The 16,593-nt window shown below is 73.6% G+C and carries 11 protein-coding genes and 1 pseudogene; 7 read left to right on the forward strand and 5 right to left on the reverse strand.

The features are described from left to right. Positions 1 to 6: 6 nt before the first annotated feature. The gene (locus ACODT5_RS23280; protein ID WP_422521238.1) at positions 7 to 918 is read right to left on the reverse strand and encodes an ABC transporter ATP-binding protein; all 912 of its coding nucleotides are present in this window, start codon (positions 916 to 918) and stop codon (positions 7 to 9) included. Between the two features lie 108 nt (positions 919 to 1,026). Between ACODT5_RS23280 and ACODT5_RS23285 the strand changes: the two genes are divergently transcribed. The 3 genes from ACODT5_RS23285 (at position 1,027) to ACODT5_RS23295 (ending at position 4,153) form a co-directional block, all read left to right on the forward strand. Then, a complete protein-coding gene (locus ACODT5_RS23285) occupies positions 1,027 to 2,223 on the forward strand; it encodes a sensor histidine kinase (RefSeq protein WP_422521239.1) in 1,197 nt (398 codons plus the stop codon). Between the two features lie 4 nt (positions 2,224 to 2,227). Next, positions 2,228 to 2,878 (forward strand): response regulator, encoded by a 651-nt coding sequence (locus ACODT5_RS23290; RefSeq protein ID WP_243339633.1) that lies wholly within the window; start codon positions 2,228 to 2,230, stop codon positions 2,876 to 2,878. A gap of 120 nt (positions 2,879 to 2,998) precedes the next feature. Beyond that, the gene (locus ACODT5_RS23295) at positions 2,999 to 4,153 is read left to right on the forward strand and encodes an ROK family transcriptional regulator (RefSeq protein ID WP_422521240.1); all 1,155 of its coding nucleotides are present in this window, start codon (positions 2,999 to 3,001) and stop codon (positions 4,151 to 4,153) included. A gap of 341 nt (positions 4,154 to 4,494) precedes the next feature. Here ACODT5_RS23295 and ACODT5_RS23300 read toward each other — a convergent pair whose 3' ends face one another. Next, the gene (locus tag ACODT5_RS23300; RefSeq protein ID WP_422521241.1) at positions 4,495 to 5,253 is read right to left on the reverse strand and encodes a GntR family transcriptional regulator; all 759 of its coding nucleotides are present in this window, start codon (positions 5,251 to 5,253) and stop codon (positions 4,495 to 4,497) included. A gap of 485 nt (positions 5,254 to 5,738) precedes the next feature. Between ACODT5_RS23300 and ACODT5_RS23305 the strand changes: the two genes are divergently transcribed. The 3 genes from ACODT5_RS23305 (at position 5,739) to ACODT5_RS23315 (ending at position 9,997) form a co-directional block, all read left to right on the forward strand. Next, complete coding sequence (locus ACODT5_RS23305) at positions 5,739 to 6,578, forward strand: alpha/beta fold hydrolase (RefSeq protein WP_422521242.1); 840 nt, start codon at positions 5,739 to 5,741, stop codon at positions 6,576 to 6,578. A gap of 137 nt (positions 6,579 to 6,715) precedes the next feature. Continuing rightward, positions 6,716 to 8,314: an alkaline phosphatase D family protein gene (locus tag ACODT5_RS23310; protein ID WP_422521243.1), complete on the forward strand. Its 1,599-nt coding sequence runs from the start codon at positions 6,716 to 6,718 to the stop codon at positions 8,312 to 8,314. 228 nt (positions 8,315 to 8,542) lie between these two features. Further along, positions 8,543 to 9,997 carry a GNAT family N-acetyltransferase gene (locus ACODT5_RS23315; RefSeq protein WP_422521244.1) on the forward strand — a complete coding sequence of 485 codons (1,455 nt, stop codon included), beginning with the start codon at positions 8,543 to 8,545 and terminating at the stop codon, positions 9,995 to 9,997. 35 nt (positions 9,998 to 10,032) lie between these two features. Here the strand turns inward: ACODT5_RS23315 and ACODT5_RS23320 are convergent. Further along, positions 10,033 to 10,161 (reverse strand): annotated as a pseudogene (locus tag ACODT5_RS23320) (PLP-dependent transferase); the annotation flags it as partial. A gap of 147 nt (positions 10,162 to 10,308) precedes the next feature. Between ACODT5_RS23320 and ACODT5_RS23325 the strand changes: the two are divergent. Further along, positions 10,309 to 12,027 (forward strand): DUF885 domain-containing protein, encoded by a 1,719-nt coding sequence (locus ACODT5_RS23325; RefSeq protein WP_422521245.1) that lies wholly within the window; start codon positions 10,309 to 10,311, stop codon positions 12,025 to 12,027. Between the two features lie 105 nt (positions 12,028 to 12,132). Here ACODT5_RS23325 and ACODT5_RS23330 read toward each other — a convergent pair whose 3' ends face one another. After that, positions 12,133 to 15,144 (reverse strand): AAA family ATPase, encoded by a 3,012-nt coding sequence (locus tag ACODT5_RS23330; RefSeq protein WP_422521246.1) that lies wholly within the window; start codon positions 15,142 to 15,144, stop codon positions 12,133 to 12,135. Continuing rightward, on the reverse strand, positions 15,141 to 16,313 hold the full coding sequence (locus ACODT5_RS23335; protein ID WP_422521247.1) for an exonuclease SbcCD subunit D: 1,173 nt from the start codon (positions 16,311 to 16,313) through the stop codon (positions 15,141 to 15,143). Before ACODT5_RS23335 ends, ACODT5_RS23330 begins: the two co-directional genes overlap by 4 nt. Between the last annotated feature and the right edge of the window lie 280 nt (positions 16,314 to 16,593).

The following is a 16,593-nucleotide window of genomic DNA, read 5'->3' on the forward strand; positions in this document are numbered from 1 at the left end:
GGTGGGTCAGCTGGTGGCGGCGAACTGGGCGCTGCCCGCGGTGAGGTCGAGGTAGGCCTGCTCCAGGGAGGCCCGCTCGTCGATCAGTTCCAGCATCGGAATGCCTTCGCGGGCGGCGATGACGCCGAGTTGCTCGGCCTGCATGCCGTCCACGGTCCACCGGCCGCCCTCGGCCGTGACCAGTTCGAAGTCGTCCCTGGCCAGGGTGGCGCGGAGCCGGACGGGGTCCGTGGTGCGCAGCCGCACCCTCGGGGTGCTGCGGGCGTCGATGAACTCCTCTATGGAGGTGTCGGCCAGCAGCCTTCCCCGCCCGAGGACGATCAGGTGATCGGCGAGGGCGGCGGTCTCGGTCATCAGGTGGCTGGAGACGAGGACCGTGCGCCCCTCGGCGGCCAGACCGCGCATGAGCTCCCGGATCCAGATGATGCCCTCGGGGTCGAGCCCGTTGGTGGGCTCGTCCAGGAGCAGCACTTCGGGGTCGCCGAGCAGCGCGGCCGCTATGCCGAGACGCTGACGCATGCCCAGCGAGAAGGTCTTGATCCGCCGCTTGGCCGCCGAGGCTATCCCCGACTGCTCCAGGACCGCCTCCACCCGGCTCATCGGGATGCGGTTGGCCGCGGCGAGGAAGCGCAGGTGGTCCCGGGCCGTGCGGCCGCCGTGCGCCGACTGCGCGTCCAGCAGGGCGCCCACCCGGTGGAGGGGATCGGGGAGTTCGGTGAACCGCCGGCCCCCGATGGTGGCCGTCCCGGAGGTGATCCGGTCCAGGCCCAGCAGGAGCCTCATCGTGGTGGACTTCCCGGCCCCGTTGGGTCCGAGGAAACCGGTGACGCGACCGGGCATGACATCGAAGGTGAGGTGGTCCACGGCCCGGGTACGGCCGAACTCCTTGGTCAGTTCTCGGATCTCGATGCTGTTCATGTCTCAAGGTTCGCCGCCGGCCCCACGCCTCTTCCTCCCCCATGCGGGGATTCCCTCTCCCCCACGTGGGGGAGGAGCCACACCGCCCCGAACTGCAACGATGAGGGGATGCACCGACTGTTCCGCGCCGCGCTGCGCCCCGTGACCTACTCGCGCTGGGTGCATCTGTGCGTGCCCGTACTGATGCTGGCCGTATGGATGTTCATCGAGCCCGAGGCCCCGTGGATGCCGCTCGTCCTCGTCATACCGATGGGGCTGCTGCCCTGGATGCGGGTGGCCGAGGGGCTCCAGGCGCAGTTCCTCCTCGCTCCGTCCGAGCGCAATGCCCGGGGCACGCGGGCGGAGCCCGAGGAGCACAGCTTCAGCACGGTCGGGTCGCAGACGTGGAGCGACCGCTGGCGGACCTTGCTGTGGCTGGAGATACGGCTCGTCGTCTCCATGGTCGCGATGATGGCCACGGTGTGGCTGCCGATGCTGACGGTCCAGCTGGTCACGGCGGGACTCGGCAGCAGGGTCACCTCCGAGAACGTGATACCCGCCGGATTCCCGGTCTGGGCGGCTTGGGCGCTGGCTCCGCTGCCGCCGGTCCTCCTGATCGTCGTCGTGGTGCTGCTCGGCGACATGATCACGGCCATCGCCCGCCGGCTGCTGGGGCCTTCGGCGGCGGAGCGGCTCACCGCGCTGGAGGTGCGGACCGAGCAGCTGCTGGAGCGCACCCGCATCGCGCGGGAGCTCCACGACTCCATCGGCCACGCGCTGACCGTGGCCGTCGTCCAGGCGGGGGCCGCACGGGCGGCGGGCGATCCGGAGTTCACGGACCGCGCGCTGAGCGCGATCGAGGAGACGGGCCGGGCCGCGCTGGAGGACCTGGACCGGGTGCTGCGCGTCCTGCGGGAGTCCGGCCAGCGGACGTCCCAGCGGCCCACCCTGGTGGAGGCCGACCGGCTCTTCGAGTCGGCGCGTGCCTCCGGAGCCACCGTCGACGCGCAGCTGGTCGGCCCGCTCGACCAGTTGCCCGACTCGGTGAGTCAGGAGGGGTACCGGATCCTGCAGGAGGCGCTGACGAACGTGCTGCGGCACTGCGGTCCCGTACCGGTGCGGGTGCGGATCGGCATGGTCGCCGACCGGCTGGACCTGGAGGTGACCAATCCGCTGCCGGACCGGCCCTCCGTCATGACCGGCGGCGGTACCGGACTGCGCGGGATGCGGGAGCGGGCCGCGCTGCTGGGCGGGGAGACCGAGACCGGGCTGTACAAGGGGGGTTGGAGGGTGCGCACGCGGCTGCCGCTGGAGCGAATACGCTGACCGGATGCCGGTTACCGTACTGCTCGTCGACGACGAACCCCTGGTGCGCGCGGGTCTGCGCGCCGTCCTGGACGCCCAGCCCGACATCGAGGTGATCGGCGAGGCCGCCGACGGCGCCGCGGTGGTCCCGCTGGTGCGGCAACTGCGCCCCGACGTCGTGGCGATGGACGTGCGGATGCCGCTGCTCGACGGGATCGAGGCGACCCGGGCGGTCTTGCGGAGCGTGGACTCGCCGCCGAAGATCCTCGTGGTCACCACCTTCGAGAACGACGAGTACGTCTACCAGGCGCTGCGGGCCGGCGCGGACGGGTTCCTGCTGAAGCGGGCACGCCCGTCGGAGATCGTGCACGCGGTCCGTCTGGTGGCGGAGGGCGAGACGCTGCTCTTCCCGGCGGCGGTCCGCTCGCTGGCCGCCGAGTACGGGAACCGCTCCGCGCGGACGGTACTGGAGCGGGCGGCACTGACCGAGCGCGAGGAGGCCGTGCTCCGGCTGATGGCGAAGGGGCTGACCAACATCGAGATCGCCCGCGAGCTGATCGTCGGCACGGAGACGGTGAAGTCGCACGTCAGCGCGATCCTGGCGAAACTGGGGGCACGGGACCGGACCCAGGCCGTGATCACCGCGTACGAGTCCGGGTTCGTCGCTCCCGCGTGACCGCCCGGCCGGGCGGTCTGGGGAAGGGCTGATTCCGGCCGATGGGGGGCTGCTTCTCGCCGCCGCGCCCGGTGCGCAGTACGATCCGCCTGACAAGCTCGCTCGCTGGGAGGACACACGTTGGGGCAGCTGACCGGCGGGGACCCCTCACTGCTGCGGCGGATCAACTCCGCCGTGGTGCTGCGGGCCCTGCGCGCGGCCGAAGCGCCGACGCTCACTGACCTCACCCGGGTCACCGGACTCTCGCGGCCCACCGTCGAGGGAGTCGTCGAAGGGCTCATCGGGACGGGCCTCGTCGTCGAGGCGGGCGCGGAGGAGGGCGCACGGCGCCAGGGACGCCCGGCCAGACGGTTCCGCTTCCGCGCGGAGGCGGGGCACCTGCTCGGCGTGGAGATCGGCGCGCACCGCATCGCAGTGCTGCTGTCCGGGCTGGACGGCCGGGTGATCGGCGCCGGCACCAAGGAGGTCGCCGAGACGGCCTCCGCCGACGAACGGCTCGAGCGGGTCCGCGGTGCGGTGGCCGACCTGCTGCGCCGTGCCGGGGTACCGCGGGATTCCCTGCGGGCGGTCGGCGTGGGCAGCCCCGGGATCGTGGAGGCCGACGGCACCGTCCGTCTCGGCACGGCCCTGCCCGGCTGGACCGGGCTGCCGCTCGGGGAACGGCTCCGGCGCTCGTTCCGCTGCCCGGTGCAGGTGGAGAACGACGCCAACGCCGCAGCGGTCGCCGAGCACTGGAAGGGCGCCGCGACCGACACCGACGACATGGTCTTCGTGATGGCCGGCCTCAGCCCCGGGGCGGGCTCCCTGATCGGGGGCCGGCTGCACCGCGGATTCGGCGGGGCGGCCGGGGAGATCGGCGCACTGCACCTGCTGGGGCGCGAGGTCACGCCCGAGAAGCTGCTCTCGACCAACGGCGAACCGCTGCACCCGCTGGACGAGCGCGCGGTGGCGGAGGTCTTCGCGATGGCCAAGCGCGGGGACGTGGGGTCGGTGGCGGCGGTGGAGCGGTTCATCCAGCGCCTGGTCCACGACGTGGCCGCGCTGGTCCTGGCGATGGATCCGGAGCTGGTCGTGGTCGGTGGCTGGGCGGCCGGGCTGGACGGGGTACTGGATCCCCTGCGCCGGGAACTGGAGCGGTACTGCCTGCGCCCGCCGCGCGTGGCGCTGTCCCTGCTGGGCGAGGCGGCGGTGGCCACGGGTGCGCTGCGGCTGGCGCTGGACCACGTGGAAGAGGAACTGTTCGCGGTGGAGAAGACGGTCACCGCCCGCCGCTGACCCCCTCCGGGGCCGGTACGGGGGCGGGTCCGCGCCGCCGCCGTTTCCTCTGGGCTGCGAACGCGTGCCCCGGTTCCTCCAGGCTGCCGACCCGCGCACACGCCGCCGCTCAGCGGCCGGGGCCGGGGCCGGGGCCGGTCAAGGCTGCGGTTCGGTGTCGGTGGGGCCCTGCGGGGCGAGATCCCCTACCCGCCCTTCCCCGTTCCCCGGGCTCCGCCCGGACCCGGTCCTCAAACGCCGGACAGGCTGAAAACGGCCACAAGTCTGCTCGCGCGCCTTGCGTCCACCGGCCGGGGCCACCACCTCGTGGCCGCCCCGGTCATCAAGCGGTCAGCAAGTGGTCAGGACGCGACCCGCGTGTCGTGGGTGATCTGCACGTCACCCGTGTCGCCGAAGGTCAGCCGGCAGGTGTCCGCCCGGTAGGTGGCCACCGAGACGGCCGCCGTGCCCGCCACCGTGAAGTAGCGGGTGGTGACGAGCAGGACCGGGGCGCCGGGCAGGCGGTCCAGTTCCTTCGCGTCGTCGGCGCGGGCGGAGCCGAGCTCCACGGAGCGGTCCTGGCCGTCGAGGACCAGCTTCTGCAGCTCGCGCATGACGGCGCGGGCGCGCGCCGGACCGGCCGGGGCGTCGATCGCGGAGAGCCCCGGCACCGAGGAGGCCGGCACGTACAGCAGCTCGGCGGCGAGGACCTGGCCCTGCTCGACGCGGGTCCGGCGCACCGCGAGCACCAGCTCGCCGGGGGCGGTCCCGAGGAGCTTCAGGACGGCGGGGCCCGGCGCGGCCTCCGCCGCGTCCACCGGCTCCCACCCGTCGACGCTCTCGCCGGGCCAGCTGTGCTGCGCACTGCCGACGTCGACGCCCACGCGCGGCGGGGCGACGGTGGTGCCGACGCCGCGGCGGCGCTGGAGGCGGCCTTCGAGCTCGAGCTGCTCCAGGGCCTGGCGCAGGGTCGCCCGGGCGACACCGAAGCGGGCGGCGAGCTCGCGCTCGTTCGGCAGGACCTCGCCCACGGCGAAGTCCTGGTCGAGCGCCTCACTGAGGACGGTCTTGAGGTGCAAGTACTTCGGCTCCGGCACCGTTTCGAGCTGCGTGGTCCCCACCCTGACTCCTCCTGCTATCGCCGCACTCGCCGTGTTCCAGCGGGAGTTCCGCGCCTTTGTTTATTAAAGGTTCCTGCACTATGCCTGCGACGATAGGACGGCGCACCCCCTTGGTCAAGACCAATGCTCATCCCTTTGTCGGGCAGATCGGGCATATGCATCAAGCTGTTCACGGGATGTTCGCGAGCACCGCGGAAAGTGCGCGGAAGGCGTCACGGAAGCCACCCCGAAGCACCCCCCGACAGCCACCTCGGAAGCCACCTCGGAAGGCACCTCGGAAGGCGCCACAGAAGGGGCCTCGAAGGGCGCCGCCGGAGCCGCCGCCGGATCCACCGCGGGAGCCGCCGCGGGAGCCGCCGCGAGAACCGCCGCGAAATCCGAAGTCCCGCCCCCAGGGGCTACCGGGCGGTAACCGGCCGGGAGACACTACTGACAAGCCGTCTCACACGGCCGCCGAAGCCGCCCGACCCCCGACGAGGAGCAGCATGACCGCCACGGTCTCCTTCACGATCGATTCGCCGCTGGGCCCCCGCACCACCACCGTCGCCTACGAGCGCAAGGGTGCGGGCGAGCCGCTCCTGCTGCTGCACGGCATCGGCCACCACCTTCAGGCCTGGCATCCGGTGACCGACGTCCTGGCCGCCGAGTACGACGTGATCGCCGTCGACCTGCCCGGCTTCGGCGTCTCGGAGCCGCTGCCGCACGGGGTTCCGTACGATCTGGGCACCGTCGCGTCGGCACTGAGCGCGCTCTGCACGGCGCTCGGCATAGAGCGGCCGCACGTCGCGGGCAACTCCCTCGGCGGTCTGCTCGCCCTGGAGATGGGGCGCGCCGGCCTGGCGCGCTCGGTCACCGCCCTCTCCCCCGCCGGGTTCTGGTCGGAGGGGGAGCGCCGCTACGCCTTCACCGCGCTGCGCGCGATGCGCGTCGGCGCCGGGGCGCTGCCCCGCTCCGCCGTGGAACGGCTCGCCCGCAGCACCGCCGGACGCGCCGCGCTCACCGGCAGCATCTACGCACGCCCGGGACGGCGTTCGCCCGGCGCCGTGGTCGCCGAGACCCTCGCCCTGCGCGACGCCTCCGGCTTCGAGCAGACGCTGGCCGCGGGCGGCTCCGTACGGTTCACCGCGGATCTGCCGGGCCTGCCCGTCACCATCGCCTGGGGCAGTCGTGACCGGCTGCTCCTGCGCCGCCAGGGCGTCCGCGCGAAGCACACCATCCCCGGTGCCCGCCTCGTCCGGCTCCCCGGCTGCGGCCACGTCCCCATGAACGACGACCCGGCCCTGGTCGCCCGCGTCATCCTGGACACAACAAAGCTCGCCCGATGAGGGATTGACGGGGCGTCAGCCATCCGCATCAGTGTTCACGCATGGTTCGCGTGCGCGACGCGGGCGGTCCGGTGTGCCGCCGGTGTACGGCGGCACACTGGTCCGGCCCGTCCCCGCCGGCCTCTGGAGACGCACCGATGGCACCTCTGCCGCACACCCGACGCTCCCTGCTCGGCGGTTCCCTCGCCGTTCCGGTGGGCCTCGCCCTGTCCAGCGCCCTGACGGGCGCCCTGACCACTCCCGCCCACGCGGCGGCGCCCGCCTTCGCCCGTTCGGGCCGCCCGAACGCCTTCTGGGGTGTCCAGTCCGGCGAGATCACCGCCCACTCGGCCACCATCTGGACGCGTTCGGACCGTCCCGCGTGGATGTACGTCGAGACCTCGCCCAGCGAGTCGTTCCGCTATGCCGTCCGCCGCCACCGCGGCCCGCTGCTCGGCCCGGACACCGACTTCACGGGCACCACCACCCTGCGCGAGCTCCCTCCCGGGCAGCAGATCCACTACCGGGTGCTCCTCGCCGACCCCGACGATCCGCGCCGCACCGGCGAGCCGGTCCACGGCACCTTCCGGACCACCCCCGCCTCCCGCCGCCGCGACGTGCGCTTCCTGTGGTCCGGAGACCTCGCCGGCCAGGGCTGGGGCATCAACCCGGAACTCGGGGGCTACCGCGTCTTCGACGAGATGCGCCTGCGGGACCCCGACTTCTTCCTCTTCAGCGGGGACACCATCTACGCCGACGGGCCGATCCAGGCTTCCGTACCGCTGCGCGACGGAACCCTGTGGCACAACGTGACCACCGAGGAAAAGGCGAAGGTCGCCGAGACCCTCGCCGAGTTCCGGGGCAACTTCCGCTACAACCTGCTCGACGGCAACCTGCGCGATTTCAACGCCCAGGTGCCGGTCCTCGCCCAGTGGGACGACCACGAGGTCCGCAACAACTGGTACCCCGGCCAGATCCTCGACGACCCCCGCTACACCGTGAAGGACGTCGACACCCTCGCGGGCCGGGCCCGCCGGGCCTTCGGCGAGTACTTCCCCGTCACCGACCTGCGGGGCGGCCGCACCGAGGGCCGGATGTACCGGGTGATGCGCTACGGCCCGCTGCTCGACGTGTTCGTCCTCGACATGCGCACCTACCGCGACGCGAACTCCCCCGGCCGCCAGACCGACGACCCCATCGGCATCCTCGGCCCCGAGCAGCTGGCCTGGATCAAGCGCGAGCTGTCGCGCTCCCGCGCCACCTGGAAGGTCATCGCCGCCGACATGCCGCTGGGCATCGTGGTGGCCGACGGGGCCGCGAACTTCGAGGCCGTCGCCCAGGGCGACCCCGGCGCACCGCTCGGTCGCGAACTGCAGATCGCGGAGCTGCTGCGCCACATCAAGCACCAGCGCATCACCGGCACCCTCTGGCTCACCGCCGACGTGCACTACACGGCCGCGAACCACTACGCGCCCGAGCGGGCCGCCTTCACCGACTTCGCGCCCTTCTGGGAGTTCGTCTCCGGCCCCATCGGCGCGGGCGGCTTCCCCTCCGGCCGGCTGGACGCCACCTTCGGCCCGGAGATGGCGTACGTCCAGTCCGCGCCCTTCGCCAACATGTCCCCGTCCGAGAACCCCCCGTACTACGGGGAGGTCGAGATCGACGGTGACGGCGGCGAGCTCACCGTCCGGCTGCGCCGCCAGGGAGGCGGCGTACTCTTCACCCGGACCCTGCAGCCCGGACGGGTGGGGCAGTAGGCGGCTCAACGGGCGGCGGCAGCAAGCGGGTCAGTGAGCGGGTCAGTGAGCGGCCGGCAAGCGGGGTCAGCAAGTGGATCAGCAGACAGGAGCCGCCGAAGGCCGCCCGCCGACACGCCGGATCTGAAATCAGCCGGAAAACAGGGCGAAATCGGCCAGATGGATCCTTAACCAGTCGGTCACAGATCGTTCGTGATCACGCAACACCCCTGCGTCACAGTGGTCTGCATGACTGAGCGTATTTCTGCCCCTGCCCAGCGTCCCCACCGCCACCACTGGCGCCGCGACGTCGTCGAGCTCGCCGCTCTCTTCTGCGCCGTCGCGGTCGCCGACGCCATCGCCAATCTCGTGGTGCACGGTCCGCGCGGCCCGGTCCTGCTGGTGGCCTCGGCCGTCGCGCTCCTGGTCACGGCGGCGTTCCACACCTGGTGGGAACGCCGCCACAGCCATGCGCCGCCGCCCACGGACACCGCGCCCTCGGACCCGGCCACGGGAACGGCGTCGGCCCTGGCGGCGGACGGTGCGGACGGTGCCGACGACGGTACGGACACGGCGCCGGCCTCCGCCCTGTGGCGGATGCGGACGACCGTGCGCGACGAGCCCGGCAGCCTCGCCGCGCTCTGCACCGCGCTCGCCCGGTGCGGGGTCGACATCCTGACCCTGCAGACGCACCCGCTCCCCGAGGGCGGCACGGTGGACGAGTTCCTGCTGCGCGCCCCGCAGCAGCTGCCCTCCGCGGACCTCACCCGGGCCATCTCCGGCGCCGGCGGCCACAGCACCTGGATCGAGCGCGCCGACGCGCACGACCTGGTCGACACCCCGACCCGCGTCCTGGGGCTGGCCACCCGTACCGCACTGGACGCCGCCGAGCTGCCGCTCGCCCTGCGCCAGCTGCTCGGCCGCTGCACCATCCACTCGATCCCGGCGACCACCCTCTCCGGGCGCCCCAACGCCGGCGCCGACGCGCCCGTCGAAGGCGTCCTGGAGGCCACGGTCATGAAGCTGCGCGACCCGTCCGGCGGTGCGATCACCATCGAGCGGCCCTACCTGCCCTTCACCCCGACCGAGTTCGCCCGCGCCCGCGCGCTCGTCGAGCTGGACGCCCGGCTCGGACCGCGGGTGCCGCGCAGCCGGGACGTACTAACCCTCCCCGAGGGCAACGAGATCACCGTCCGCCGCGCCGACGGCTCCGACCTGCCCGCGGCCCGCGCCATGCACGACCGCTGCTCGGAGCGCACCCTCGGCCTGCGCTACCACGGCCCCGTCGCCGACGCCGACCGCTACCTCGGCCACCTGCTGAGCCCGCGCTTCGGCCGCACCCTCGCCGCGACCACCGCCTCCGGCAAGCTCGTCGCCCTCGGCCACCTGCTCTGGGACGGCGACGAGACCGAGGTGGCGCTGCTCATCGAGGACGACTGGCAGCGCCGCGGCATCGGCTCCGAGCTGCTGGGCCGGCTGATCGGGATGGCCGTCGAGGCCGGATGCGACAGCGTGTACGCCGTCACCCAGGCCCAGAACACCGGCATGGTCGCCGCCATGCGCGGTCTCGGCCTCCCCCTCGACTACCAGATCGAGGAGGGCACCCTGGTGATCACGGCCCGGCTGGACGCGACCCCGGTCAGCTCCCGACTGCCGTACGAGCTCCCGGGCGAATCCCGCGGCCTGCCCCGCGGCCGGCAGTGACCTGCACGGCCGCACCGGCCCGCTCCTCGACGGCCGGCGCTCGCGGAGGCCGCCCGGACCCGTACGGGGAGCGTCGAGAGCCCTCGTAGCAGCAGGTGCGCTGCCGGCGGGCGCAGGACCCCGCCGGTGGCGAACCGCACCTGGCGCAGCTGCCCAGCGAACTCCGCCGCGAAGTCCCACGGGCGGAGACCCGGTTGACCTTCCAGGAGTGGGATGTGCGGCCTCCGCTGCCCCTTCCGCTGCCCCCCGCGTCAGCAGGCTGACGATCTTTGGTGATGACGCGGACCCGTCCCGCGTACGAAGATGTCCACATGTCAGACATCATCACCAGTGACAGCGCAGCGCGCCTGCCCCGCCAGGTCGCCGACGCCTACGTCGACGACCTCATCGCCATCGACCCGATCACGGGCACCTATCTCGGTGTCGCCGCGAGCTCCGGCAAGCTCCCGGACCTCTCCCCCGCGGGCCGCGCGGCGGCCGCCGAACTCACCCGCACCACGCTCGCGCGGCTCGACGCCGCCGAGCGGCAGCCGGGCGCCGACAGCGATGTCGAGCGCCGCTGCGCCCGGCTGCTGCGCGAGCGGCTCACCGCCGAACTCGCCGTCCACGAGGCCGACGAGGACCTGTGCGCGGTCAGCAACATCCACTCCCCCGCGCACTCGGTCCGCGAGATCTTCTCCCTGACCCCGGCCGAGACCGACGAGGACTGGGCGGCGATCGCCGAGCGACTGCGCGCCGTACCGGTCGCGTACGCGGGCTACCGCGAGTGCCTCGCGCTCGGCCTGGACCGCGGCCTGTTCGGGAGCCCGCGCACCACCGCCACCTTCATCGAGCAGCTCACCGCCTGGGCGGGCGAGGGCGAGGGCCCCGAGAGCGCGGGCAAGGGCGGCTACTTCGCGGAGTTCGCCGCCACCGGCCCCCAGGCGCTGCGCGCCGAGCTCGACGCGGCCGCCGCCGGCGCGACCGCCGCCGTCGTGGAACTGCGCGACTGGATGCGGGACGTGTACGCCCCCGCCGTCGAGGGCAAGCCCGACCCGGTGGGCCGCGAGCGCTACGCCCGCTGGTCCCGCTACTTCAACGGTGCCGACCTTGACCTGGACGAGGCGTACGCCTACGGCTGGTCCGAGTACCACCGGCTGCTGGCCGAGATGAAGACGGAAGCCGCCAAGATCCTGCCGGACGCCGGTCCCTGGGAGGTGCTGGGGCACCTGGACGAGCACGGCACCCACATCGAGGGCGTGGACGAGGTCCAGGCCTGGCTGCAGGGCCTGATGGACGAGGCCATCGAGAACCTCGACGGCACCCACTTCGAACTCGCCGAGCGGGTCAAGCGCGTGGAGTCGCGGATCGCCCCTCCGGGCGGCGCCGCGGCTCCGTACTACACGAGCCCCTCGGAGGACTTCTCCCGTCCGGGGCGCACCTGGCTGCCGACGATGGGCCAGACCCGCTTCCCCGTCTACGACCTGGTCTCCACCTGGTACCACGAGGGCGTTCCGGGCCACCACCTCCAGCTGGCGCAGTGGACGCACGTGGCGGACCAGCTCTCCCGCTACCAGGCCAGCATCGGTCTCGTCAGCGCCAACTGCGAGGGCTGGGCGCTGTACGCGGAGCGGCTGATGGACGAACTGGGCTACCTCAAGGACGCCGAGCAGCGCCTCGGGTACCTGGACGCCCAGATGATGCGCGCCACGCGCGTCATCGTGGACATCGGCATGCACCTGGGTCTGGAGATCCCGGCGGATTCGCCGTTCCACCCGGGCGAGCGCTGGACGGTGGACCTGGCGCAGGAGTTCTTCGGCCTGCACAGCGGCCGGCCGGGCGACTTCGTCGAGAGCGAGCTCACCCGCTACCTCTCGATGCCGGGCCAGGCGATCGGCTACAAGCTGGGCGAGCGCGCCTGGCTCCAGGGCCGTGACAACGCGCGTGCCGCGCACGGTGATTCCTTCGACCTGAAGGCCTGGCACATGGCGGCGCTGTCCCAGGGTTCGCTGGGCCTGGACGACCTGGTGGACGAGCTGTCGAAGCTCTGACCGACGGGAGCCCGGCCGCTCCGCGCCGTGCACACACGGCGCGGAGCGGCCGGGAGGGTTCCCGAGTGTCCCCGAGGACCGGTTTCACCCCGTTGACCAGGGGTTTCAGCCCGTTCCGCCCGACGTGCGGTGCCGCACCACCGAGCCACCGCGCTGCTTGACGATCTCCAGCTGGGCCTGCACCCGGGTCCGCAGGTCGGCGACGTGGCTCACGATGCCGACGCTGCGGTCGCGTTCGCGCAGCGAGTCCAGTACGTCGAGCACCTCGTCCAGTGCCTGGTCGTCAAGGCTGCCGAAGCCCTCGTCGATGAAGAGCGTGTCGAGCCGCATGCCGCCCGCCTCGTCGGTCACCACGTCGGCCAGGCCCAGTGCGAGCGCGAGCGAGGCGAAGAAGGTCTCGCCGCCGGACAGCGTGGCGGTGTCCCGCTCGCTGCCGGTCCAGGCGTCGACCACGTGCAGCCCGAGCCCGGAACGCCCCCGCCCGCTCGCCCTGGCGTCGGAGTGCAGCAGGGTGTAGCGGCCGCCCGACATGCGCAGCAGCCGTACCGTGGCCGCGGCGGCGACCTGCTCCAGCCGGGCCGCGAGCACGTACGCCTCGAGCCGCATCTTGCGCTCGTTGTCCGCGGAGGTGCCCGCGGTGAGTCCGGCGAGCCGGGCCACCCGTTCGTAGGCCTCGCGCAGCGGTCCCAGGGAGCGCAGCTCCCGCTCCGCCTGGAGGGAGAGCCCGTCGAGGTCCCGGCACCGGACCCGGGCCGCGTCCACGGCGGACCCGGCCGTACGAAGCTTCGCGGCTGCCTGCGCCGCGTACGCCTCGGCCGCCTCCGGCGCGGCCGGGGGCAGGGCCGCCGCCGCGGCGGTGTCGGCCTCGCCGAGGCGGTCGGCCAGCATGGCCTCCTCCGCCTGCCAGGCGTCGGTGCGGCGTTGGAGCGCGCTGCGTTCGTACTCGGGGAGCACGGCGTCGGCCGCCTCCTCGATGGTGTCGAAGCCGGCCTTGAAGGCGGCGTCGGCGAGCTGGTCGTCGGCCTCCTTCAGCCGGGCGGCGGTGGTTTCGGCCCGGCGCAGCGAGACGGCCGCCGCCGTGACCATGCGGACCCTGTCCTCCAGCACTCCGGCGCGGGCCGCGACGCTGGGCGCCCCGTCCCGTACGAGGGTGAGCTCCCCTTCCAGCGAGGCCTGCTCCCGGTCCAGGGCCTCGCGGCGCGAAGCCCGCGCCGCGGCCCGGGCGTCGGCTTCGCTCCGCTCGGCGCTGCGCACCGCGTGCTCCCGCTCCGCGCGGGCCAGCCGCTCGCGGGCGGTGTGCAGTCCGGCGGCAGCGGCGTGCGCCTCGGCGTGCCGGGAGCTCAGCCCGGAGGTGAGTTCCAGGAGCTCGGCGGTGGTGGCCTCCCCCGCGGCGGCCGCGGCCTCGGCGCGGGCCTCCCGGACGGCGGCGAGCCTGCGCTCGACGCCGGCCCTGCGCTCCTCGGCCCCCTCGAAGCGGGCGTGCGCCGACTCCTCCGCGGCCCGGTCGACGTGACCGGGGGCGGGCCGGGCGGGAGCGGGGTGCTCCGCGGCCCCGCACACGGTGCAGGGCTCCCCCGCCACCAGGGCGGCGGCGAGCTCCGCGGCGATCCCGCGCAGCCGGGTCTCCTTGAGTTCCAGCCAGTGCTCCCGGGCGGCGGCCGACTCCTCGCGCGCGGTGAGCAGTTCGCCGGACGCCCGCTCCGCGTCCTCGTCGAGGGCGTCGCGCCGCCGGGCGGCGTGCAGGTGCAGCCTGGCGGGCTCCAGTTTGCCGGCGAGCTGCTCGGCCAGGGTCGCGGCCTGCTGGGCGGCGTCCGCGCGCCCGGCCAGCTCGGTCCGGGTGGCCTCCCAGCGGCCGAGCCACTCGGCGGTCTCCTGCTGCTGCTCCTCGGCTGCGCGGGACTCCCGTTCCAGGTCGGCCCGTTCGCGGCCGATCTCGGCGCTGCGCTGCTCGGCGCGGCGGGCGGCTCCGAGTGCTCCCAGATCGCCCCGCAGCCTCTGCTCGACCGCGGCCAGCTGCTCGGTCCCCGCTTCGGCGAGCTGCGGCGGCAGCTCCGCCCGGGCCACCGACTCCGCGTGCGCGGCGGCCATGTGGGCGCCGGCGGCGGCTCCGCGCAGCTCCAGGGCGGGGGCGACGAGGGCTCCGCGCCGGGCCCGGTCGAGGAGGGCGCGCACCCGCTCCCGCTCCGGACCGGCCTCGGCGAGCAGGGCCGCCCGACGGGTGGTCTCCGCGTGCCGGCGCTGCAGCCGGTCGAGCTCCCGCGCCTCCTCGGCGGCCCGCCGGGCGGCGTGGTAGCGCCCCTCGACGGCGGCGAGGGCGTACTCGGCGACGGTGAGCCGCTCCCGGGCGGAGCAGCGCACGACGGCGGCCCAGGCCCGGATCGCCCCGGCCAGCCCGGGGTCGCCCGGCTGGTGCCGGGGCAGCGGCCAGGCGCGCAGGTCTGCGGCGTCTCCGGCGGCCTGGGCGAGGCGCTGGGCGGTGTGCAGCACTTGCTCGTCACCGGCGCGGACCTTGGCCTCGGCGGCGCGGCGCCGCTCGCCGAGCAGGGTTTCCACGGCGGCGAAGCGGCGGGTGTCGAAGAGCCGGCCCAGCAGCCGGCCGCGCGCCACCTCGTCGGCCCGCAGGAAGCGCGCGAACTCGCCCTGCGGCAACAGCACGACCTGGCAGAACTGCTCGCGGCTCATGCCGAGCAGCTGCTCGATCTCCTCGCCGATCTCCTGGTGGGAGCGGCTCAGGGCGTCCCACTTCTCCCCGTCGTACTCGCGCAGCCAGCTCTGCGCCTTGTCCTTCGTCGTCCCGGTGCCGCGCTTCTTGGGCCGGTCCTGTTCGGGGCGCCGGGTGATCTCCAGGCGCCGGCCGCCCGCGGTGAGTTCGAGGGTGATCTCGGTCGGGGTGTCCGAGGCCGCGTGGTCGCTGCGCAGGCTGGTGCCGGGGGCCTGGCGGGAGCCGGGGACGGAACCGTAGAGGGCGTAGCAGACGGCGTCCAGGACGGAGGTCTTGCCCGCGCCGGTGGGACCGTGCAGCAGGAAGATCCCGGCGCCGGAGAGGGCGTCGAAGTCGATCTCCTGCGGTTCGGCGAAGGGCCCGAAGGCGGTGATGCGGAGCCGGTGCAGCCTCATCGGTGGGTCTCCTGCCGGCTGTCCTCGGCCCGGACCTCGTCGAAGGCGCCCTGGAGCACGGACCGCTCGGCCTCGTCGGAGTAGCCGCCGCCCCCGCGCACGTGGGCGACGAAGTCCTCGGCGATCTCCCGGTCGCTGCGGCCCTTGAGCCGCTGCGCGTAGGACCCGCCCGCGTCCTCGGTGCGGCCCTCGGGGTCGAAGGCCAGGCTGAGGGTGTGCGGGAAGCGGACGGCGAGCTTCGCCATGGGGTCCTCGGGCCGGACGGGGTCGGTGAGGGTGGCTTCCAGCCAGGAGTCCTCGTGCCGGGCGTACGCGCCCTCGGTGAGCAGTTCCTCCAGCGGTCCCCGGACCCGGGCGAGGCCGCGCGGGACGGGGGTGTCGACGCGCTCGGCGTTCACGATCTCCCCGCCACCACCCAGCTCCACGAGCCACATGCTCTTGCGCTGATCGGCTTCGGAGAAGGAGTAGGCGAGCGGGGAACCGGAGTAGCGGACCCGTTCGCTGATCGTCTGGCAGCCGTGGAGGTGGCCGAGGGCGGCGTAGTCGACCCCGTCGAAGACGGAGGCCGGCACGGCCTCGACCCCGCCGACGGTGATGTCGCGCTCGCTGTCGCTGGCCTGCCCGCCGGTGACGAAGGCATGGGCGAGGACGATGGAGCGGGTCCCGGGCGCACGGCCGGCGAGGTCCGCCCGGATCCGGTCCATGGCCGCGCCCAGAACGGCCTCGTGGCTCACCTTCGCGGCACCGAACTCGTCCTTGACGAGCGCCGGCTCCAGGTACGGCAGCCCGTACAGCGCCACGTCACCGTGTACGTCGGCCAGCACCACGGGGTCGGCGCACCCGGCGGGGTCGGTCCTGAGGTGGATCCCGGCCCGCCCGATCAGCCCCGCCCCGACACCGAGGCGGCGGGCGGAGTCGTGGTTCCCGGAGATCATCACGGTGGGCACGCCGAGGTCGGCGAGCCGGTGCAGGGCCCGGTCGTACAGCTCGACGGCGGGCAGCGGGGGCACGGCGCGGTCGTACACGTCGCCGGCGACGAGGACGGCGTCGACCTCGTGCTCCCGTACGGACTCGACGAGGTGGTCGATGAAGGCGGCCTGAGCGCCGAGCAGGTTCACCCGGTGGAAGCTCCGGCCCAGATGCCAGTCGGAGGTGTGCAGGAATCTCATGAAATCGCCCTGACCTGCACGTTTACCCCTACTGCGCCTCAAAAACCAGCACGAACCAGCACGGGGGCTCGCCATCAACGCTTGCCACGCTAACCCATGGCGCCCCCTGATCCCCCACTCACCTCAGATCACCCCGAAAATTGGAAGTCAATTCCTCATGCCGCGCAGGCCCTGGAACGGCTGACCAAGACGGTGGCCCGGAAGCTGATCACCGCCCTGCCAGTCCCTGACGCCGTTCAGTCCTCCGCACCGTCCTCGTCGTCGTCGAGTTCGACGGCGT

The organism is Streptomyces tatrensis, from assembly GCF_049310065.1.
In the GTDB taxonomy this organism is placed as follows: domain Bacteria; phylum Actinomycetota; class Actinomycetes; order Streptomycetales; family Streptomycetaceae; genus Streptomyces.